A 22097-nucleotide genomic window follows, 5' to 3' on the forward strand; every position below is an offset into this window, starting at 1 on the left:
CAGATGGATTTCGGCGCAGTGCTCCAAACCAATCCACCGTCGGCCAGGACAGTTCAGTTGGCCAAGCTGGCGGAGAACCACGGATTCAGCCATGTCTGGACCTTTGATTCGCACCTGCTGTGGCAGGAGCCCTATGTGATCTACAGCGCGATTCTCGCCGAGACGCGCAAGGTGATCGTCGGGCCGATGGTGACCAATCCGGCCACCCGCGACTGGACCGTCACGGCATCCACGTACGCGACGCTCAACGAGATGTATGGCAACCGCACCATCTGCGGCATCGGCCGTGGCGACTCTGCGGTGCGCGTCACCAACGGTGCACCGACAACGCTGAAGACGCTGCGGGAGTCGATCCACGTTATCCGCGAGCTGGCGAACTCTCGCCCTGTCGAGTACAACGGCGCCACGCTGCAGTTCCCCTGGAGCACCGGCTCAACCCTCGACATGTGGGTGGCCGCATACGGTCCGCTCGCCCTGAAGCTGGCGGGTGAGGTCGGCGACGGGTTCATCCTGCAGATGGCCGACCTCGACGTGGCCGAGTGGATGATCAAGACGGTTCGGGATGCCGCAGCCAACGTCGGTCGTGACCCCATGTCCGTGAAATTCTGCGTCGCAGCTCCGATGTACATCGGCGATGACTGGGAGCACATGCGCGACCAGTGCCGTTGGTTCGGCGGGATGGTTGGCAATCACGTGGCCGACATCGTGGCGAAGTACGGTGCCGATTCAGAGGTGCCAACAGCCCTGACCGACTACATCAAGGGTCGCGAAGGCTACGACTACAACGAGCATGGCCGTGCGGGTAACTCGCACGCTGACTTCGTGCCAGATGAGATCGTCGACAGGTTCTGCCTGCTCGGCACTGCAGAGCAGCACATCGAAAAGTTGAAGGCGCTCAAGGACATCGGCGTCGACCAGTTCGCAGGATACCTCCAGCACGACAACAAGGAGCAAACCCTGCGCGTGTACGGGGAAACGGTGATCCCGGCACTCGCCAACCACATCGTGGCCAAGGCATGACAGAGCGCCAGCGTGCATGGGGCGGGCGACTCCTCTGGGGCGCGCTCGGCATCGTGCTGCTCGGCGTGATCTGGGAGCTCTACAAGTTCCTCGGCCCAGCGGATGGCGTCGTCGTCGGCGGGCTGACCATCCTGCCGCGCACGAGTGATATCGCCATGCCGCACCTCTGGACGATGTGGGAGCGCGTGCTCGAACCCGTCACCGGCGCGGCCAACGCGGTGCCGATGTGGCAGGCGGTGCTGTCCGCGTCCTTATTTACCTTGGGCATCGCGGCCGTCGGCTGGCTGGTCGGCGTGACGGTTGGACTCGCCCTCGCGCTGCTGATGCAGCGGTTCAAGGTTGCCGAAGCGGCGATCCTGCCGTGGATCATCCTCAGCCAGACCGTGCCGCTCATCGCGATCGCCCCGCTTGTTCGCCGCTGGGGTGCGCAGATCCACTTCGGCGAGTTCTCCTGGGAGAACTGGATGTCGGTCGCTCTCATCGCGAGCTACCTTGCCTTCTTCCCGGTCTCCGTCGGCGCATTGCGAGGCCTGGCCTCACCAGAGGCCGCCCACGAAGACCTGATGCGCTGCTACGCGGTCGGCTGGTGGAAGACGCTGTGGCGCTTAAGGCTCCCGGCCAGCGTCGGCTACCTGCTGCCGGCCTTGAGGCTCGCTGCGGCCAGCGCCGTGATCGGCGCCGTTGTCGCCGAGGTGTCCATCGGGCTGCGGGGCGGCATCGGCCGGCTCATCATCGAGTACGCCGGCGCAGCGGGCGGCGACCCTGGCAAGCCATGGGCGCCCATCTTCGGTTCCATCCTGGTCGGACTGGTCGCGGCCGGCTTCGTCGGGCTGATTGGTTTGTTCCTTCGTCGATTCCGTAGGGGAGAGGTTGCAGCATGAGCGTGCAGACACCGACAACGGCGGCGGCTTCGGCCACCCCCAAGGCCACGTTCGCCGTGCAGGTCACCGGCGTCAGCCGGATCTTCCCCGGCAAGCGTGGGGCGGTCACCGCCCTCGACAACGTGAGCCTCACCGTTTCTCCCGGCGAGTTCGTCTCGCTCATCGGGCCGAGCGGATGCGGCAAGTCAACCCTGCTGCGCCTCATTGCCGATCTCGACACCCCAACGATGGGCAGCATCGAGGTGTTCGGTACGTCCGCTCGCCAGGCTCGCCTCGACCAGGCATATGGCATCGCCTTCCAGCAGGCCGGATTGCTGCCGTGGCGCACGGTCACCGGCAACATCGAGCTGCCGCTCGAGCTGCACGGGGTGGGGAAGGCGGCCCGCAAGGCCAGGGCTGTCGAGCTGCTCGAACTCGTGGGCCTCACCGACTTCGCGAACCACTACCCAGACCAGCTGTCTGGCGGAATGCAGCAGCGCGTGGCCATCGCCAGGTCATTGGCCGAGCGCCCCAGCCTGCTGCTCATGGATGAGCCGTTCGGCGCCCTCGACGAGATGACGCGTGAGCGGATGCAGAATGAGCTCGTCCGGATCTGCGGCGAGACCAACGCCGCCGTGGTCTTCGTGACCCACTCGATCCCCGAAGCGGTGTTCCTCTCAGACCGGGTCGTTGTCATGTCACCGCGCCCCGGCCGCATCCGCGACATCCTGAGCGTGAAACTCGGCGACACCGGCCAGCGCGGCGAGAACCTGCGCGAAGAGGCTGGCTTCTTCGAGGGAGTCAGCCAGGTGCGCGAGCTGCTGCATGGGGAAGCGCCCACCGGCATCCGTGGGGTAGAAACGCGATGAGGCAGGGAGCGTTCGGTCGCACGATCTGGCCCCCCATCATCCTGGGCGTCCTTGCCGTGCTGCTCTGGCAGGGCGCGGTGACGGCGTTCGCCATCAAGCCGTTCATCCTGCCTGGCCCATTCCAGATTTCCACTGAGTTCGTGAACAACTTCGCCAGCGTGCTGACCGGTGTTGCGGTGACGGGCTGGAATGCGTTCGTCGGCCTCGTGATCGGGTCGATCCTCGGCGTCGCCTTCGCGATCATCGCAGCGCTGGTCAGGGTCGCCGACGCCATGTTCGCCCCGATCGTCGCCGCTCTTGCCGTCGTGCCGATCGTGGCGCTGGCGCCCGTGCTGTACACGATGTTCGGGGCAGGAGCGGAGACCGCGCGTCAGATCGTGGCTGCGCTCGCCGTCTTCGTGCCGGTGTTCTTCAACACGCTGAAGGGCCTCCGCCAGGTGCGTCCAGTACATCGCGACCTGATGCGCTCCTATGCAGCCACCCGCTGGCAGGCCACTCGCACGGTGACGTTGCCGACCGCGGTGCCGTATGTCTTCACCGGCCTCCGCATCGCGTCGTCGCTGGCCGTCATCTCCTCGCTCGTCGCCGAGTACTTCGGCGGACCTGTCGGCGGACTCGGCCGCTCCATCACCTCATCCGCATCCAGCAGCAACTACGGGTTGGCCTGGGCATACGTGCTCGGGTCCATCCTGCTCGGACTCCTCTTCTACTCGGCCGCTCTCGGCCTGGAGAAGCTGGTAAGCCGCCGATCTGGCGGCTAAACGGCCTGTGCCGGTACGCACCACCGCACCAATCCACTGCACCAACACCGCCCCAACACACGCACCATCATGAATCGCACCACCACGAGCAGCATTTCCCACGATCTCTCACCTGGAGGAAGTCATGAAACACAGCACACGATGGCTCACAACATTCGGCGCCATGGCAGCAATCAGCGCCCTCGCCCTCACCGGCTGCACCAGCGGTGACAGCGGCGGCGACGACACGTCAACCAGCGCCTCCGGCGAGCTCACCCCGGTGAAGCTGCAGCTGCAGTGGGTCGCACAGGCCCAGTTCGCCGGTTACTACGCCGCCGTTGACCAGGGCTTCTACGAAGACGAAGGCCTCGACGTCACCATCGTCGAGGGTGGCGCCGACATCGTCCCGCAGGACGCCCTGGCGGCCGGCGACGTCGACTACGCGATCTCCTGGGTGCCGAAGGTGCTCGGCTCGATCGAGCAGGGCGCCAACATCACCGATGTCGCCCAGATCTTCGAGCGCAGCGCCACCACGCAGATCTCGTTCAAGGACAAGAACATCACGACGCCTGCCGATCTCAAGGGCAAGAACGTCGGCAGCTGGGGCTACGGCAACGAGTGGGAGCTCTTCGCCGGTATGCAGAAGGAAGGTGTCGCAGTAGACGACATCTCGCTGGTCCAGCAGGCATTCGACATGAACGGATTCCTCTCCGGCGACATCGATGCAGCGCAGGCCATGACGTACAACGAGTACGCGCAGGTGCTTGAGACCATCAACCCGGCAACGGGCGAGCTGTACCAGCCCGATGAACTCAACGTCATCAACTGGAACGACGTCGGAACAGCCATGCTGCAGGATGCCATCTGGGCCAACGCAGACAAGCTCGCCGACGATGAGGCATACGCCGACCAGACGGTGAAGTTCATCAAGGCCTCCATCCTGGGCTGGATCTACGCCAGGGACAACGCGCAGGAGTCAGCCGACATCGTCGCTGGCGCCGGTTCAACGCTCCCAGCCGGCCACCAGCTGTGGATGACCAACGAGGTCAACAAGCTGATCTGGCCGTCCACCAACGGCATCGGCCTGATCGATGAGGCTGCATGGGCCAACACGGTCGACATCGCCATGAACACCAAGAACGAGACCGGCGCAACGATCATCACCGCAGACCCGCCCGCAACCGCATACTCCAACGAGTACGTGCAGAAGGCGCTCGACGAGCTCACCGCAGACGGAGTCGACGTCACCGGCGCCGACTTCACGCCGCTCACCGTCACCCTGAAGGAGGGCGGCGAGTAACCAGTCTCACCCATGGGTGGGCGGCCACGCGGCCGCCCACCCTGCACCACCAGCACGATCGCACGACCGGCACGAAACCGAACAACCAGCATCATGCTCAGCGCACCATCCGCACCATGAACCATCTGAGAAAAGGACCACGATATTTGTGAATGACACCATGCCAGAATCCCCGGCCTCTGGCTCTGGCCAGGCTCTCGATGCACGAACAGTTGAGCTCGATCGGGCTCATGTCTTCCACTCCTGGTCTGCGCAGGCAGCGGCCGCGGTGCAAAACCCGCTCGTCATCGCCGGCGGCAGTGGATGCCGAGTCTGGGACCACGCCGGCCGCACCTACCTCGACTTCTCCAGCCAGCTGGTCAACGTGAACATCGGCCACCAGCATCCTGCCGTCATCAATGCGATCACTGAGCAAGCGAAGACGCTGACCACGGTCGCACCTGCAACGGCCAACCTCGTGCGCGGCGAAGCAGCCAGGCGCATCGTTGACCGCGCCCCTGACGGCTTCAACAAGGTCTTCTTCACCAACGGCGGTGCGGATGCCAACGAGAACGCGATCAGGATGGCCAGGCTCCACACCGGGCGCGACACAGTGCTGTCGACGTACCGGTCGTACCACGGCAACACCGGTGCCGCGATTGTCGCCACAGGGGACTGGCGCCGGATCCCCAACGAGTTCGCCCGCGGACACGTGCACTTCTTCGGTCCATACCTCTACCGCAGCGAATTCTGGGCGGAGACGCCGGAGCAGGAGTCCGAGCGCGCGCTGCATCACCTCGAACGAGTGATCCAGAGCGAAGGAGCGACCTCCATCGCGGCCGTGCTGTTGGAATCGATTCCAGGAACGGCTGGCATCATGGTGCCGCCGCCCGGCTACCTGGCCGGAGTGCGTGAGCTCTGCGACCGCTACGGGATCATCCTCATCTTCGACGAGGTGATGGCCGGTTTCGGCCGCACGGGCCACTGGTTCGCCTTCGAGGAATTCGGGGTCACCCCCGACCTCATCACCTTTGCCAAGGGTGTGAACTCCGGCTATGTGCCAACGGGTGGCGTCATCATCTCTGACGCCATTGCTGCCGATTTCGACAGCACCGTGTTCCCCGGCGGACTGACGTACAGCGGGCATCCGCTGGCCATGGCGTCCATCGTCGGCGCGCTCGACGCCATGGAGAGCGAAGGCATCGTCGAGAACGCGGCCCGCATCGGCCGTGACGTGCTCGCGCCGGGGCTCGCCGCCCTGCAGGAGAAGCACGAGATCATCGGCGACGTACGGGGCCTCGGCGTCTTCTGGGCTCTGGAACTCGTCGCCGACCGCGTCACCCGGGAACCGGTGAGTGCCGCGGTGATGGGCAGGATCAAGGCTGAACTGCTGTCGCGCAACCTGTTGCCATTCCTCCAGGACAACCGAATCCATGTCGTGCCGCCGTGCGTCGTCACCGACGCAGAGGTGGCAGAAGCCCTGGCCATCTACGACGAGGTTCTGAGCCTCGATCTCCTCACCCTCGCTGGTTGAGGAGGCCGCCAGGCTGTCTCGAAACCACTCCACGTAAGACCACAACACATCGAACGTAACGAAAGAAGCACTCCCATGAACGACATCCCCACCCTCAGTCACTGGGTCAATGGCGCCGCACACGATGGCGCGTCCACTCGCACCTCTCCCGTGTTCAACCCGGCCACTGGCCGTGTTGCCAAGAATGTCCGCCTGGCCAGCACAGGCGACGTCGACACTGCTGTCGCCGCCGCCCATGCCGCGTTCCCGGGCTGGCGCGACACCTCACAGGCCAAGCGCCAGAGCATCATGTTCAACTTCCGCGAGCTGTTGAATGCCCGCAAGGGTGAGCTCGCCGACATCCTCACCGCCGAACATGGCAAGGTGACCTCCGACGCGCTCGGCGAGATCGCTCGCGGTATCGAGGTCGTCGAGTTCGCACTCGGCATGCCGCACCTGTCGAAGGGTGAGTTCTCCGAGAACGTCTCGACCGGCGTCGACGTGTACACGCTGCGCCAGCCACTCGGCGTTGTCGGCATCATCAGCCCGTTCAACTTCCCCGCCATGGTGCCCATGTGGTTCTTCCCCATCGCTATCGCCGCCGGCAACACCGTCGTGCTGAAGCCCAGCGAGAAGGACCCGTCGGCGTCGAACTGGATGGCTGAGCTCTTTTCAGAGGCCGGTCTGCCCGACGGCGTCTTCAACGTCGTGCACGGCGACAAGGAAGCCGTCGACGCCCTGCTCGTGCACCCAGACGTGCAGTCGATCTCCTTCGTCGGCTCCACCCCGATCGCGCGTTACATCTACGAGACCGCATCGAGCCACGGCAAGCGCGTGCAAGCACTCGGCGGTGCCAAGAACCACATGCTGGTGCTGCCGGATGCCGACCTCGACCTGGCAGCGGATGCCGCAGTCAACGCCGGCTTCGGATCCGCTGGTGAGCGTTGCATGGCCATCAGCGTCATTCTGGCCGTTGAGCCTGTTGCCGACGAACTCGTCGCCAAGATCACCGAGCGGATGAGCGGCCTCAAGGTCGGCGACGGCATGCGCGGCTGCGACATGGGCCCGCTCATCACAGAGGCGCACCGCGACAAGGTTGCCACGTACATCGACATCGCCCTCGAGGACGGCGCCGATGTCGTCGTCGACGGCCGCGGCATAGAGGTGGACGGCGAGGAGACAGGCTTCTGGCTGGGCCCGACGCTGTTCGACAGGGTTAGCCTCGACTCTGCGGTGTACCAGGACGAGATCTTCGGCCCTGTGCTCTCCGTCGTGCGGGTGGAGAGCTACACAGAGGGCCTCGACATCATCAACAACGGCCGGTACGGCAACGGCACGGCCATCTTCACCAACGACGGCGGCGCTGCACGGCGGTTCCAGAACGAGGTGCAGGTCGGCATGGTCGGCATCAACGTTCCGATTCCCGTGCCCGTCGCGTACCACTCGTTCGGTGGCTGGAAGGATTCCTCCTTCGGCGATGCCAAGGCATACGGCCCGAGCGGCGTCGCCTTCTTCACCCGCGAGAAGGCTGTGACCAGCCGCTGGCTCGACCCGAGCCACGGCGGAATCAACCTCGGTTTCCCGCAGAACCACTAGCGCGGCATCCGCTCGCAGTCGTGACTCGCGAGGCCCGCCGGCCAACCGTGCAAACGCGGTTGGCCGGCAGGGCGCAGGAGCCCGGCGAGCCGCTGGATGTCGGCCCGATAACGTTCTTGTTGCCAACGCCTTGACCACTTTCAGCCCCGAGAGCAGGCTCGTACCACGCTGATTGGGCGCTCAGAGTGGAGGCATGGCAATGAGAAGACCACAGGGACGATTTGCCGTCCTGGCAGTCGCGTTGATCGCAACTGCCACACTATTGACAGGGTGCACGTCCGGCGGCTCGAGCGAATCGACGTCGAGCTCCTCCGGCGATGCCATCAAGATCGGGCTTCTCCTGCCCGAGACCAAGACTGCGCGATACGAGGCTTTTGACCGGCCGCTCTTCGAGTCGAAGCTCACCTCCCTCGGAAACTTTGAGGTCATCTACGCCAACGCAGACCAGGATGCCGCCAAGCAGCAGCAGCAGGCTGAATCCGCCCTCACCCAGGGCGTGAAGGTTCTCGTGCTCGACCCGGTCGATGCGGCCGCCGCAGCCAGTATCGTCGCTGAAGCCACGGCGCAGAACGTGCCCGTCATCTCCTATGACCGCCTGGTCACCAGCAAAGACCTCGCGTACTACATCTCCTTCGACAATGAGGAGGTGGGCGTGCTGCAGGGCACCGCGCTGGTCGAGAAGATGAAGGCCGACAACACGGTCAGTGGGCTCATCATGATCAACGGCTCACCCACCGACGGGAACGCCGCTCTCTTCAAGAAGGGCGCGCTGTCGGTGATCGAGCCGAGCGGAATCCCGATCCTGGCGTCGTATGACACCCCAGACTGGAGCCCGGACAAGGCCCAGGACTGGGCTGCTGGCCAGATCACCCAGTTCGGCACGGAGATCCAGGGGGTCTACGCCGCAAACGATGGCACAGCAGGTGGCGCGATTGCCGCCTACCAGGCGTCGGGCGTCACCCCCATCCCGCCCGTCACGGGGCAGGACGCGGAGCTGGCGGGTATTCAGCGCATTGTCGCCGGTACGCAATACATGACCGTGTACAAAGCGATCAAGGCTGAGGCTGAACAGGCTGCGCAGCTTGCTGCAGACCTCGCCAATGGCAAGACCCTGACAGGGGACACCACGGTGGACGGCGTTCAGGCCACCCTGCTGACACCGGTCGTGGTCACCGTCGACAACATCAAGGACACCGTCATCAAGGACGGCTTCTACACCGTGGAGCAGATTTGCACCCCGGACTACGCCGAAGCCTGCAAGACCGCCGGGCTTGAGTAGCCCAGGCGCACAACAAGCACACCACGCAGCATGAGATAACGGGCCGGAGTCCACCGACATGGTGGACTCCGGTCCGAACAGGCTTCCAGGAGTCATGATGAGCATGCCAGTCCCCGTTCCCCCAGTCGCTGTGCCGCGTGGCGAGCTGGTGCTCTCCCTTCGTGGCATCGATAAGAATTTCGGTGCCGTCCAGGCGCTGACCGACATCGACTTTGACATCTACAGCGGCGAGGTCGTCGCGATTGTGGGCGACAACGGTGCGGGCAAGTCGACGCTCGTCAAGATCCTGGCTGGCGTGCACCCGCAGGACGGCGGTGAAATCCGCACCAGTGAGAAGCAGGTGACGATCGCCAATCCTGCTGAGTCCGGCGCTCTTGGCATTGCCACCGTCTACCAGGACCTCGCGCTGTGCGACAACCTCGACGTGGTCGCCAATCTCTACCTCGGCCACGAACTGAGGGGCGCGACTCTCAACGAGGTCGAGATGGAGAAGCGCTCCTGGAGCCTGCTCAAGCAGCTCTCGGCCAAGATCCCCTCTGTGCGCATCGCGGTTGCCTCGCTGTCTGGTGGGCAACGCCAGACCGTGGCGATCGCCAGGTCACTCATCGGCGAACCGAAAATCGTGATCCTCGACGAACCAACGGCCGCCCTCGGCGTCGCACAAACCGCTGAGGTATTGAACCTCATCGAACGCCTGCGGGAGCGCGGGCTGGCCGTGGTGCTGATCAGCCACAACATGGCGGATGTCCAGGCTGTCGCTGACCGGGTGGTGGTCTTGCGACTTGGTCGGAACAACGGTGAGTTCAAGGTCGGTGAGGTCAGCTCAGAAGAGATCATTGCTGCCATTACAGGGGCAACAGACAACGCAGTCAGCAGGCGGGCCAGCGCACGAGCCGCAGAGGAGCCGAAACCATGACGATCCCGACAGCACCTGGTGGCCCAGACGCTCCAGAAGGGCCGAATCCATCCAGTGTCAACAAGGTGTCCAGCGTCAATGAGGAAGAGCCGCCGGCCGCGGTCGCCGCCGATCTTCAGGACGAGCGACTCGTCCAGTCTCACGGTATTCGCGGATCGCTCGCGGCCTTCCGGACCCGCATCCGAAGCGGTGACCTCGGATCGCTTCCCGTCATCGTCGGGCTCGTCGTCATCTGGATCGTCTTCCAGCTGATCAATCCAACGTTCCTCTCGAGTATCAACCTGGTGAACCTCACTCTGCAGTCCGCCGCGACAGGCACGATCGCCATCGGGGTTGTCCTTGTCCTGCTGCTCGGTGAAATTGACCTGTCCGTCGGCTCGGTCAGCGGGCTGGCCTCCGCAATCCTCGCCGTCGGATTCGTCACCCTTGGCTGGCCGCTGGCCCTCGCCGTGGTGTCGGCCGTCATCGCTGGAATCCTGGTCGGACTGCTTTATGGCTTCCTCTATACCCGATTCGGCGTACCGAGCTTCGTGATCACGCTGGCCGGATTGCTCGGCTTCCTAGGGCTGCAGCTCTGGGTTCTCGGTGACACCGGCTCCATCAACATCCCGTTTGATTCCTGGATCGTCCAGTTCGCGCAGCAGTGGTTCCTCCCAGCCTGGTTGTCCTATGTGATCGTCGTGGTCGTCGTCGTGGCGTACGGGGCGCAGCTGTTCGTCACCGCGAGGAGCCGGGGGCGGGCAGACCTCTCCGAGATGACGACAACATCGATCATCGTGCGGTGCGTTGGCCTGCTGATCCTGCTCGGTGTGCCGGCTTGGTATCTCAACCAGGCCCGCGGCGTCGGGGTAATGTTCCTGTTCTTCCTGGCGCTTGTGGTGATCATGAACTTCTTCCTGACGCGCACCAAATGGGGGCGGTCAGTCTTCGCGGTCGGCGGGAATGTCGAGGCCGCCAGGCGCGCGGGTATCCGCGTCAACCGGATCTATGTATCGGTATTCGTGCTCTGTTCCACCTTCGCGGCAGTCGGCGGCATCCTGGCCGCTGCGCGGCTGGCGGCCGCCAATCAGGGCAGCGGTGGTGGCGACACCAACCTCAACGCGATCGCGGCTGCGGTCATCGGCGGTGCGAGCCTGTTCGGTGGTCGCGGCAGCGCGTTCTCCGCGCTGCTCGGCATCCTCGTCATCCAGTCCATCTCCAGCGGATTGACCCTGATGAACCTCGATTCGTCGGTGCGGTACATGGTCACCGGTGTCGTCCTGCTGCTCGCCGTGATCATCGACTCGCTCTCACGGCGAACGCGCGTCTCGCACGGCCGCGCCTAGCTGTCGACGCACGAGCGCAACGCCCTGCCCGCGACAGCGCGAAAGATCCTGCAGCTCGCGGGTTACCACCGGCAATCGAGCGCAGGGTGTGTGGCCTGAGCCGCTACTTATGCAGGAGCTTCACGACCAGTTGACCAAACTCGCAGCATCTGCTTGATTGACCGAATGAAGTCACCGAACCTTCGAATTGAGACTGTTGCCGTGCACGCCGGAATGGCGGGGGTCGGCGAATCCGGATCCCACGTTCCGACGATCGACCTGTCGACGACCAATCCGCTTCCCGACGTCGAGCGCGGCGGTGACTCGTACGAGAACCTGGCGACAGGCGGCGACCTCGGGCCGGGAGACTCCGCCGTCTATCAGCGACTGTGGCAGCCAGGGGTTGCGCGCCTCGAAGACGGCATCGCGGCACTCGAGGGCAGCGAGCGGGCAGTGGCATTCGCGACAGGGATGGCGGCGCTCAGTGCCTGCCTCATCGCATCCGTTTCTGCTGGCAAACCACACATCGTCGCGCTGCGACCGATCTACGGCGGGACGGACCACGTGCTCGACTCATCGCTGCTCGGCACAGAGGTGACCTGGGTCGATGAAGATGGCGTCGCTGCCGCGATTCGTCCGGACACCGGACTCGTGATCTTCGAGACCCCTGCCAACCCGACGCTTGAACTCATCGACATCAGCAGGGTCGTCGCGCAGGCGAATGGTGTACCGGTTTTGGTCGACAACACGTTCGCCACGCCCATCATGCAGCGCCCGATCGAACACGGGGCCACACTCGTGCTGCACAGCGCGACGAAGTACATCGGCGGGCACGGAGACGTCATGGGCGGCGTGATCGCCACCGATATGGAATGGACGCGGCGCCTGCGCGGGATTCGCGCCCTGACGGGTGGATTGCTGCATCCGTTTGCGGCATACCTGCTGCACAGGGGGCTGCGGACGCTGCCCGTGCGCGTCCGGGCGCAGCAAGCCACCGCTTTCGAGCTCGCCCGTCGGCTGGAGGGGCACCCAGCTCTCACGCGAGTTCTCTATCCGGGGCTGGAGGGCCAGGACCCCAGGGGATTGCTGGGGCGACAACTCGACGGCCCCGGTTCACTCATCACCCTTGAGCTCGCGGGCGGCTACGAGTCTGCCAGTCGGTTCGCCGAGTCGTGCACGCTCATCACCCACGCCGTCTCACTCGGCGGGGTGGATTCGCTGGTGCAACACCCGGCCTCACTCACGCACAGGCCCGTCGCCCCCGACGCCAGGCCAGGAGCCGGCATCGTCCGGCTGTCGATCGGCCTCGAACACGTCGACGACCTGGCCGACGACATTCTCTTCGCACTCGAGCAGGCGGCACGCTCGTCGGAGAATGCCCAGGACAGCGGCATCCTCCCCATGCTCAACCACATGGGCTAGCCGCACCGTTGCGGCGCAGTCCACACACAAGGACGGCCGCGCCGGGGGCGCGGCCGTCCTCCTTTCGGGTGACCCGACTATGCGTGCTCCACCAGTAACCCGGTTTCAGCCAGGTCTTCGCGCGGCAGACCGGACGCCACGCTCAGGATGAGCTCATCGAGCGTTGTGTTCGGGTGGAAGCCGACGAGAGCGCGTGCACGCGAGTTGTCTGGCACCCGGCGACGCATGTCTTCGTAGCCGTCGCCGTATGCCTGGTCGTATGGAATCAACTGGATGCTGCTCCGACTGCCGAGTACTTCGATGATTCGGCTGGCGAGGTCGAGAATCGATACCTCGAAGGTGCCGCCCAGGTTGTATGCCTGTCCAATCGCTGACGGCTCCTCTGCGATGCGCACCATGGCCGGCACCACATCAGTCACGAACGAGAAGCATCTGGTCTGCTGGCCATCCCCGAAGACGGTCAACGGATCACCGCGCAGTGCTTGAGCGACCAGGTTGGGCACAACCATGCCATACCGCCCGGTCTGGCGGGGCCCCACGGTGTTGAAGAGCCGCACAATCGCAACCCGCAACCCGAGCTCGCGCCAATACGCATGCGCGAATGCCTCATCGATCCCCTTGGCCGCCGCATACGTCCACCGCGACTTCAACGGTGAGCCCAGAATGCGGTCGGCATCCTCTGAGAGGCTGTCGGAGGTGTTCTTCCCGTAGATCTCACTGGTCGACGTGAGCAGCAGGCTGGCGCCGACTTCCAACGTCGCGTCGAGAACAACCTCTGTGCCATGAATGTTGGTGCGCAGGCTCTCGAGCGGATGGTCGACGATGTTCCGGACGCCGACTGCTGCGGCGAGGTGGAACACCCGGTCGGCACCGTGCATGACCTGTCTGACCGTTGCGCGATCACGGATGGACCCGATCACCACGTGCAGCCGAAGGTGGCCATTCACGGCGCGGAGGTTGTCGAGGGAACCGGTGGAGAGGTCATCGAGGACGGTCACATAGTCGCCGCGCTCCAGCAGGTGCTCGACGAGGTGCCCGCCAATGAAGCCGGCCCCTCCGGTTACTACAGTGTGCATGTCGTGGTTCTCCTGTCGAATCGACTCAACGGACATAGCCGTCGAGTTGTGTCTGCACGCCGCTACTGATGGCATTCGGTCCACCGAGGATCACGATCTTCGTTGGCTTGAGCCTGGTCAGTTCAGCGGCAATGACGGGCGGGATACTCGTGCTCGTGACGAGCAGGACCGTGCCGCCGTGGGTGCCGGCTACGGCGCCGCCTGACAGCGCATCGGGGAAGTCGCCCCCTGAAGCGATGTAGACGACCCCGCCGGTGCTGGACATTGAGCCGGAGACCGCCGCCGATGTCCCATACCGGTCAGATCCCGATGTCCTGCTCGTGGGAGCAATGGTGGTCAGCGCGGACTGGACGGCGTTGCTGATGGCGTCAGGACCACCGAGGACAACAATCTTCTTCGGCTTCAGCCTGTTCAGCTCAGCGACGATGACGGGTGGAACCGACGAGCCAGTGACGAGAAGCACCGGTCCCTTGTTGGCGCTCGCCGCGGCCGACCCAGAGAGGGCGTCGGGGAAGTTCGTGCCGGATGCCACGTAGGCGACCTCAACTCCCGTCGTGTAGTTCGCCGCCGACACTGCCGCCGATGTGGCGTACCGGTCAGCCCCTGACACCCTGCTTGTGGGCGCAACTGCTGTCAGTGCTGACTGGACCGCGTTCGACACTGCTTCCGGCCCCCCAAGGAGCACGATCTTCTGGGGCTTGAGCCTGTTCAGTTCGGCAGCGATGACGGGCGGGATCGACGTCTTCGTGACGAGGAGCACCGGTCCCTTCTCCCTGCCGGCGACGGCAGACCCTGAAAGGGCATCGGGGAAATCAGTGCCGGATGCGATGTACGCCACCGCAACCCCTGTCGCGAAGTTCGCGGCCGAGATGGCAGCTGACGTGCCGAAGCGGTCAGAGCCGGACAGTCGCGACGCCGTTGGTGTTGGCGGGGGAGTCGTGGTGGCCGCAACCACCGCAGCGGTGTTCACGCTCGACACTGTCGCAGGGGTGTAGTCCGCCTTGGTGCCGGTGACGGCGACGGCGACGGGCTTGCCGACGTCGGCCGGTGTCGGGGTGTACGTCACGGCCGTTGCTCCGGTCACTGCTGCGCCGCCGACCCACCATTGGTAGGCGAATATAACCGGTGCCGGTCCCCAGGCCCCAGGCTCGGCTGTCAGTACTGAACCCACTTTCGCGGTACCGCTGATCGTCGGGATGGCAGATGTGACGTTGGGAATCGCGGCGGCGGTGACGGCGGCAGTTGGGGCGCTGGTCGTCGTCGCCGTGTCGTATCCGACCTTGGTTTCGGTCGCTGTCACCGTGATGGTCTTACCAACCTCTGCCGCAGTCAGTGTGTATGTCGTTGCGGTCGCACCCGTGATGGGGGCGCCGCCGGCAAACCACTGGTACGCGACGTTGTCCGCTGCAGGGACCCAGGGCGCGGTCGCGGCGGTGAGGACGGATCCGACCTGTGCGGTTCCGGTGATGGTGGGCGCCGATGTGGTCGTAAACGGAAGGCCAATGACGGGAGCGCCAACCGTGTTGTACATCGCGTAATCGTCGGTCGTGAGCGTTCCATTGCTGAACAGGCTGAGACCGAAGCTGATGGCCGCGGTGCCTGCCGGGATAGCTGGTGTGATCCACTCCGCTTGCGTGTACGTAGCGGATGCCGCGAACCATGGGCTGGCCGTGGCGTAGACGAGGCGACCGTTGATATCGATGTAGTACAGGGCGAACTGGGTTGGCACGTCAGACTTGTACCAGGCACGGAGTGAATAGGTTGCGCCGGCCGTCACACCTGGCGAGCAGGACGGTGACGTTTGCATTGCCTTCGCGTCCCCGTCCACTCGGTTGGCGACTGTAGCTGTGACCGCGACGGAGCCGGTGTGACCCGGCGTCACTGGCGCGAGCGTGGACGTGTTGTTTCCTGAGGGGTAGCTGCTCCAGCACTGGGGGAACCCGGCGGTTCCTGCTGTTTCGAGGCTCGGGTTCTGCACGCCGTTGACTCCGGCGCCGGGTGCCGGAAGAAGTACGAGCGGAGGGCCGGTGACCGTCGGCTTGACGGCTCCGCCGACCACCGCGTTGACCGTCTTCACGGTGTGGTTGGTTCCGTTCTCCCACTCTGCAAGCCAGGTGGTGAACTCACCGAACAGGGCGGGTGTGATCGCCAGCGACGGCGTGGCACCGTCGCACTGGTTCTCGCAGACGTGGTGGAAGGTCAACTGGACCCAATTGCCAGCCGTTGTGTTGTTGTCTGATGCCTGCGTCACGTAGCGCTGCAGGTCGGCCAGTGTCCATGTGGAGTCGACCTGGTCAGCTGCCTTCGTGAGGAAGGGGTCTGCCGGAGGTACGCTCTCGCCGAACGCGCAGTCAGCGCAGGTTCCGCCGGCTGCGGTTCGCAAGTCGCCGAGGCCACGCGCGCTGTTGTAGCCGCATTCTGCGGCAAGGGTCTCGACCGCGGGGTTCACTTCTGCGAACGGATACGCGAAGCTCGTGACGCTGTAGCCCCACTCCGTCAGTGCTACCCGGTCGTTGCAGATCTCACGTTTGGCGTCGGCTGTGGGCAGCGTGGGCAGATTTGGGTGGGTGACCGAGTGTCCGCCGATCTCGTTTCCGAGACCGGCGATCGTGGCGACATCCGCTTGGGTGAGATGCCCCGCCGATCCAACAAACCCGGTGGGAATGAAGAACGTGCCGGGGAGCGCCTTCGCCTTCATGGTCTGGGCGGCGGCCAGCTGATCTGCGTTGGCGTCGTCGAAGGTCAGCGAGACGACGGTGTCGCCGGCAGCTGCCTGGGCCGGCAAGGCGAATCCGACTGCCGCGCAGAGGGATGCCACGACGGCAAGCACTGTTCCAGAGGCGAGGAGCCTCAGCCGACGTTTGGCTCGTCTGGCCGAATGATGGCCGACCACCTCTGTCGAGGTTGAACCTGCAGCGGGGTGGTTGTGGACGAGTTTCATCGGGCTCTCCGTCGAATTCGGGTGGGGCGGGAAGTGGAGCAGGGAACGCACAGGTGTAGCAAGAAAACACACGGCGACAGGCGCCGCTCACTCAGAGGCGTACGGCCTGAGGGACACCGGTGAGGCGGAACGTCGTGTCGATGACCTCAGGCACACGATGCAGCCACGACAGGTCAACGGAGTCATGGTCGGTGTGGAGCACGACAACGTCGGCGTTAAAGCTCTGCGGATCGCCGACGCTGTCGAGGCCCCTACCGTTCGGGAGCGTGATCGCGGGGCACAGCGGGTCGTAGTACCCGACAATTGCCGCCTCGTCGATGAGCTCCTCGATGATCTCCAACGCGGGGGATTCCCGAACGTCCTCAACGTTTGGCTTGTAGGCGACGCCCACAACCAGCACGCGTATTCCCGCTATGCCCCTGCTGTGGCCGGAGAGAACCTGTCGCACCCGATCCACAACTCGACGTGGCCGCGCGGCGATCGCCGTCATAGCCTGTTCGATGATCGGGGCGCCCAGTCGTGCCTTGTGAAGCTGCCACAGCAGGTAGTGCGGGTCGCACGGAATGCAGTGGCCGCCGACGCCGGGCCCCGGATAGAACGGCATGAACCCATAGGGCTTGGTGGCCGCCGCGTCGATGACGTCGACGACGTCGAGCCCGAGGGCCCGGCAGACGTCGGCCAGCTCATTGGCCAGGGCGATGTTGACGGCCCTGAAGATGTTCTCGGTGAGCTTTGTCATCTCCGCGGCCTCCATCGAGCCAACGGTGTGCACGAGCTTGACGTATGCGCCGAGTACCGCGCCGGCTGATTCGGAACAGGCTGGTGTTGCGCCTCCCACGACACGTGGGACGTCTTCATGCGCGAATCCGTCGCTCCCAGGGTTGATGCGCTCGGGGCTGAAGGCAACGAAGAGGTCGACGCCGGCGATGAGGCCGCGGTCTGCGAGCGGGCCGAGGATCATGTCCCTGGTGCTCCCGACGTACGTCGTGGAGGTCAGGATGATGGTCTGGCCGGGGACGGCGTGCTCGACAACGCTCGCGCATGCTGCCCGCAGGATCGCCAGGTCCGGCACCAGATACGTGTCAACCGGGGTCGGCACACACACGATCACGGCCGCGGCATTGCGCAGCATGGACAGGTCGCTCGACATCTCGAACGACGGATCGTCGAGGGCGCGAGCCAGTCGCTCCCTGTCTTCGCTCAGCAGGTCGGCGCGGTCTTCCCTGATGGTCGCGAGGCGTTTCTCGCTCACGTCGAGACCGAGAACGCGTGAGCCGCGTTCGCTGAATGCAAGGGAGGTTGGAAGGCCGACATATCCCAGTCCGAGGATGGCAACGTCGAAGGCGAACGGGGTTTCCGTGGCATCGGAATCGCCCGCGAACCGGGTCTCTGTTGTGGGGAACCAATTGCGCGGGCGCACTGTGGTGAATTCCGAAGTCTGAATGACCATGGGGGATCTACCTTGTCTAGGAGTGCTCATGTCACACCGGGATTCGGGTTCCAGATAAATGAGCAATCCTTAGTTGTGCGATGAAAAGTACCACCGGCCACCACGGCCACCCAGTGGGAAAATTACCCCCACAACGGGGGGTTGGGGTAGGCGGTACTGGTCTTAAGCTGGTCAAACATGACCCCGGCCCCCACGGAGTTTCGGCGGTCCGACCGGGAGTAACAGGCCATGAGGGGCAGACAATGACCGTTCTCCTGCTGGTGCTGACCCTGGGGGTGAGCACCACCTTCTGGTTGGTCGTTGGGGGGCTCCGTTTCCTCGCAGAGCACACGTTCCTCGGGGGGCCGAGCGCAGCGATTCCGGGTGAAGCGGATGCTGTCCACGGCGCCCACGCCGCTCATGCGATCCAGGGCGCGATTCCGACGCCGGCGGAGGTCGCCGTCATCGTTGCCGCGCACAACGAAGCTCTGGTGATCGGGGACACTATTCGCTCGGCGGTCGCCCTGGTTCCGCTGGAGAACATCCATGTCATCTCGGATGGATCGAGCGACGATACGGCAGAGGTCGCGCGGGAGGCCGGCGCGCAGGTGCTTGAGCTCAACCCAAACAGGGGCAAGGCGGGAGCGCTGGTTGCCGGTATCGAGCATTTCGAACTCGGTACCCGGTTTGAAGTCGTGCTCCTGCTGGACGCGGATACCCGGCTCTCTCCCAATTACCTGACCACAGGCCTGCCGTCGTTCGCCGATCCGACCGTGGTGGCCGTTGCCGGGAGGGTGAGCACGATGGAAAGGCCGCATCCGTCGACCCTGCTCGGCCGTTTTCTGGTGGCCTACCGGGAGCGTCTCTACGTCATCGTGCAGCTCATGCTGAAATACGGACAAGCCGCCAAGCGCGTCAACGCCATCTCGATCGTGCCCGGCTTCGCCAGCATGTATCGGGCGAACGTGCTGTCGAAGATCGACATCGGAGCACCTGGCCTCGTGATCGAAGACTTCAACATGACGTTTGAGATCCACGACAAGCAGCTCGGTCGCATTGCCTTTCATCCGCAGTCGGCTGTGGCGTACACCCAGGATCCAGATCAGCTGCCCGAATACGTGAAGCAGGTGAATCGGTGGACGCTGGGCTTCTGGCAGACCGTGCGCCGGCACCACTTTCGGGCTCGCACCTTCTGGGTGGCGCTGGGGCTGCACATCGTCGAACTGATCACGAGCAGCGTCATGTTGATTCTGCTGGTTCCGCTGCTGCTGCTCACGCTGACCGCCGGAATACTGGCGGATGTCGCGGCCAATCCCAGTGAGACGCTGGTGTGGTTCTCGCACGTGTTGAAGCCTGAGCATGTGTTGATCGGGGTGATCCTGCCCGACTACATCCTCACCGCCGTCACCGCACTCATTCTGAAGCGGCCCCTCTACCTCTTGTATGGCATCTTCTTCCCGCTCATGCGAGTCGTTGACGCGTGGATCTGCCTGCGGTCGCTGCCGCGTGCGTGGTACGCCCGCTCGTCTGGGGTGTGGACGAGCCCGGTGCGGCGGGCATCGTCGTAGCCGAGGCGTCGAGGCTCGGCTAGTTCGTGATTCCACTCGTCGTGACGACGTTGAGCCAGGGGCCTGGGGGCACGTCGGACGCCTCAACGAACTGCCAGCTGACGACGTCATTCTCGCCATTGAGGTCACGGAAGCCAAGGCATCCGTTCAAAGCCGGGGAGACATCCATGCCGGCGCCGTTGAACTCGGTATTGGCCGGCCGCGCGTCGGTGCTGCCGAACACGTACGCGACGTCGTTGTACTGGCCGGGACCCGCGTCCTGTATCTGTCCGTAACACGTCTGGTTGCCGAGGGTAATGCGAACCCAGCGGTTCTTCATGTACGAAAATGAGCTGTCGGTTTCGTGCCCCGCATAGCCGGGGTCGCCGGCCCAGGGGATGGTGGTGCTCCGGCTCGCGAAGGCCGCCGCATTGTTCAGGTCGTCATACGGCAGGTCGAGGTAGAACGGGTTCTGCCGGGGCGTCATGGCCGTTGGAAAGTAGCCATTGGCTGCTGTCCTGGCCTCTGTCTGGCATCCGCCGGCCGTGGTGATCCCATCGCAGCCGCCGTAATTCGCGAACCATGAGCCGTCGTAGGTGGACAGCATCTGGCTGCCATCGCTGGCGCTCGGGTCGAAGATCTCGCCCACCCAGAATGTGGTGGCCACGATGCCGGTGTGCACCGGGTAGATGCGGCTCGCGCTCACTGCGGGCTCAGGGGTTGGCTGGTTCGGTGTGGCAGTGCCGGGGGTCGGGGTCTGGGTGGGGCTCTGGGGCGGAGCGGGGCTGGCGCTCGTCTGCGGCAGAGTCTCGCTGGGTGACGCGGTCGGAGCCTCTGTCTCCGCTTCTGGCGTCGTGGCACTCCTCGTCAAGGCAGACGTGATGCCGAGCGTGAGAGCGACGACCATCGCAACAGCAAGCACCGCGCCAGCGATGGCGGGCAGCGGATGCCGACGCAGCCAACCAAAGAGCGGTCCCATGCACCTACCTCATCCTGTTGGCAGCCATCCGGCTTCGCTGATGAATCTAGGTTCTTCCGCGTGGAGTGGCAATGGCCGCTCAGGGCGCTGGCACCGTATGTTCAGCCTGGACCGCGGCGGCGCGGGCCTGGAGGGCGCGCACGACAGTGCGCACCGCCAGACGCTCGGCCTTGTCTGGTCGCATCAAGGCGACGATCTGGCGCTCTGAACTGACCTCGCGCAACGGCTTCAGCACGATCTTGCCTGGCTGGCTCCCGCCCGACGTGTACCGAGGGACCAGCGCGATGCCGAGCCCGGCCATGATGAAGGCCTCGATGATGCGCATGTCGGAGAACCGTTGCGACACGGTGACGCGTGTGCCTGCCAGTTGCTCGACCTCGTGCAGGATTCGCTGGAAGGGGAACCCGTCGGGGACACCGATCCAGGTTTCGCCCGCTACATCCGCTGAATTCACCCAGGCGCGAGCGGCCAGCCTGTGATCGGCCGGCAGTCCAACGTCGAGTGGCTCTGTCATGAGCGGGATGACGGCCAGCCCCCTCCCGCCCCAGCTCAGGTGTCCGCTCATGCTGTGCGCGAGCACGATGTCGAAGTCGGAGGTGAGGGCGGGGAAGTCGGCGAGTTCCGGATCCTGGTCTGTGCAGTGGACGATCAGGTCAGAGGTCGCTGCCAGGTCGTTCAGGACGCCGGGAAGCAGCATCTGCCCTGCGGTCGGAAAGGTGACGAGACTGACTTCGCCGGTGGCATGGTTGCGGAACTCGTCCCACAGTGCCGTTGCGCGTTCGCGGGCAACGGCCACATCGGTCGCGCTCCTGGCCAGCGCGCGACCGGCATCCGTGAGAACGAGGCCTCGACCTGCCCGCTCTGTAAGGGGAACACCGGCCTCGCGCTCAAGCACCTTGAGCTGCTGCGACACCGCTGACACCGTGCGGTGGGTAGCGCGGGCGACCTCGGTGACCGTGCCGCGCTCAGAGAGCTCACGCAGTAGCTCGAGGCGTTGTACATCCATGTAGCCAAGCTACACAATGAGTGCAAAATAATTCGATTGTCGTAAACAGTTGTTGCTGCTCAAATAAGAGGGATGCGCCGAGAACCCTCGACATGCGCAGACTTCTGAAAGGCATTCTCGTGGTTGTTTTCTTCTCGGCCCTCGGCCTCATCGCTGTTGCAGCAATCGTTCTCAGCGTCATTGAAGTGAGCAAAGACGGCTACCGAGCTGCCCCTGAGCGTCCCCTCGTTCGCATCTACTAGCCGAGATTGCGCCGGGTCTTCGATTCTGTGGCGATGCGCGTGTCGCATGCCCGCGTAACGCGGCGCATCTCGCTGCTTC

18 protein-coding genes are annotated in these 22097 nt (G+C 64.5%); 13 read left to right on the plus strand and 5 right to left on the minus strand.

The features are described 5' to 3' along the window. The first annotated feature begins 3 nt into the window (after positions 1–3). The 11 genes from AC25Y4_RS14965 (at position 4) to AC25Y4_RS15015 (ending at position 12798) form a co-directional block, all read left to right on the plus strand. Positions 4–1020 carry a TIGR03842 family LLM class F420-dependent oxidoreductase gene (locus AC25Y4_RS14965; RefSeq protein ID WP_488121217.1) on the plus strand — a complete coding sequence of 339 codons (1017 nt, stop codon included), beginning with the start codon at positions 4–6 and terminating at the stop codon, positions 1018–1020. After that, on the plus strand, positions 1017–1901 hold the full coding sequence (locus tag AC25Y4_RS14970) for an ABC transporter permease (RefSeq protein ID WP_488121218.1): 885 nt from the start codon (positions 1017–1019) through the stop codon (positions 1899–1901). Before AC25Y4_RS14965 ends, AC25Y4_RS14970 begins: the two co-directional genes overlap by 4 nt. Next, positions 1898–2749, plus strand: coding sequence for an ABC transporter ATP-binding protein (locus AC25Y4_RS14975; protein ID WP_488121219.1), 852 nt, complete (start codon positions 1898–1900; stop codon positions 2747–2749). The genes AC25Y4_RS14970 and AC25Y4_RS14975 overlap by 4 nt, the downstream gene beginning before the upstream one ends. Beyond that, entirely contained in the window at positions 2746–3510 is a 765-nt protein-coding gene (locus tag AC25Y4_RS14980; RefSeq protein ID WP_488121220.1) for an ABC transporter permease, read from the plus strand. The genes AC25Y4_RS14975 and AC25Y4_RS14980 overlap by 4 nt, the downstream gene beginning before the upstream one ends. Positions 3511–3634: 124 nt before the next feature. Further along, complete coding sequence (locus tag AC25Y4_RS14985) at positions 3635–4789, plus strand: ABC transporter substrate-binding protein (protein WP_488121221.1); 1155 nt, start codon at positions 3635–3637, stop codon at positions 4787–4789. Positions 4790–4949: 160 nt separating this feature from the next. Beyond that, on the plus strand, positions 4950–6302 hold the full coding sequence (locus AC25Y4_RS14990) for an aminotransferase class III-fold pyridoxal phosphate-dependent enzyme (RefSeq protein ID WP_488121222.1): 1353 nt from the start codon (positions 4950–4952) through the stop codon (positions 6300–6302). 75 nt (positions 6303–6377) lie between these two features. Beyond that, positions 6378–7877, plus strand: a complete 1500-nt coding sequence (locus tag AC25Y4_RS14995; protein WP_488121223.1) for a CoA-acylating methylmalonate-semialdehyde dehydrogenase — start codon at positions 6378–6380, stop codon at positions 7875–7877. 193 nt (positions 7878–8070) lie between these two features. Continuing rightward, positions 8071–9156: a sugar ABC transporter substrate-binding protein gene (locus AC25Y4_RS15000; RefSeq protein ID WP_488121224.1), complete on the plus strand. Its 1086-nt coding sequence runs from the start codon at positions 8071–8073 to the stop codon at positions 9154–9156. Between the two features lie 94 nt (positions 9157–9250). After that, entirely contained in the window at positions 9251–10072 is an 822-nt protein-coding gene (locus AC25Y4_RS15005; RefSeq protein WP_488121225.1) for an ATP-binding cassette domain-containing protein, read from the plus strand. Then, positions 10069–11397 (plus strand): sugar ABC transporter permease, encoded by a 1329-nt coding sequence (locus AC25Y4_RS15010; protein WP_488121226.1) that lies wholly within the window; start codon positions 10069–10071, stop codon positions 11395–11397. The genes AC25Y4_RS15005 and AC25Y4_RS15010 overlap by 4 nt, the downstream gene beginning before the upstream one ends. A 165-nt stretch (positions 11398–11562) precedes the next feature. Beyond that, positions 11563–12798 carry a trans-sulfuration enzyme family protein gene (locus AC25Y4_RS15015; protein ID WP_488121227.1) on the plus strand — a complete coding sequence of 412 codons (1236 nt, stop codon included), beginning with the start codon at positions 11563–11565 and terminating at the stop codon, positions 12796–12798. A 77-nt stretch (positions 12799–12875) separates the two neighbouring features. On the opposite strand, the gene AC25Y4_RS15020 is transcribed toward AC25Y4_RS15015, so the two are convergent. The 3 genes from AC25Y4_RS15020 to AC25Y4_RS15030 all read right to left on the minus strand — a co-directional run bounded on the left by AC25Y4_RS15020 (position 12876) and on the right by AC25Y4_RS15030 (position 18265). Continuing rightward, positions 12876–13874, minus strand: a complete 999-nt coding sequence (locus AC25Y4_RS15020; protein WP_488121228.1) for an NAD-dependent epimerase/dehydratase family protein — start codon at positions 13872–13874, stop codon at positions 12876–12878. A 25-nt stretch (positions 13875–13899) separates the two neighbouring features. Next, complete coding sequence (locus AC25Y4_RS15025; protein WP_488121229.1) at positions 13900–16815, minus strand: cell wall-binding repeat-containing protein; 2916 nt, start codon at positions 16813–16815, stop codon at positions 13900–13902. Between the two features lie 91 nt (positions 16816–16906). Then, the gene (locus AC25Y4_RS15030) at positions 16907–18265 is read right to left on the minus strand and encodes a nucleotide sugar dehydrogenase (RefSeq protein WP_488121230.1); all 1359 of its coding nucleotides are present in this window, start codon (positions 18263–18265) and stop codon (positions 16907–16909) included. A gap of 242 nt (positions 18266–18507) precedes the next feature. Here AC25Y4_RS15030 and AC25Y4_RS15035 point away from each other — a divergent pair, with 242 nt between their 5' ends. After that, positions 18508–19812 (plus strand): glycosyltransferase family 2 protein, encoded by a 1305-nt coding sequence (locus tag AC25Y4_RS15035; RefSeq protein WP_488121231.1) that lies wholly within the window; start codon positions 18508–18510, stop codon positions 19810–19812. Between the two features lie 19 nt (positions 19813–19831). Here the strand turns inward: AC25Y4_RS15035 and AC25Y4_RS15040 are convergent, their stop codons facing one another. Further along, positions 19832–20770, minus strand: a complete 939-nt coding sequence (locus AC25Y4_RS15040; RefSeq protein WP_488121232.1) for a hypothetical protein — start codon at positions 20768–20770, stop codon at positions 19832–19834. Positions 20771–20849: 79 nt separating this feature from the next. Further along, positions 20850–21776 (minus strand): LysR family transcriptional regulator, encoded by a 927-nt coding sequence (locus AC25Y4_RS15045; RefSeq protein WP_488121233.1) that lies wholly within the window; start codon positions 21774–21776, stop codon positions 20850–20852. Positions 21777–21895: 119 nt separating this feature from the next. On the opposite strand from AC25Y4_RS15045, the gene AC25Y4_RS15050 reads away from it, so the two are divergent. After that, the gene (locus AC25Y4_RS15050) at positions 21896–22018 is read left to right on the plus strand and encodes a hypothetical protein (RefSeq protein WP_488121234.1); all 123 of its coding nucleotides are present in this window, start codon (positions 21896–21898) and stop codon (positions 22016–22018) included. Positions 22019–22097: the final 79 nt, after the last annotated feature.

It is taken from the genome of Leifsonia sp. Y878 (assembly GCF_057669685.1).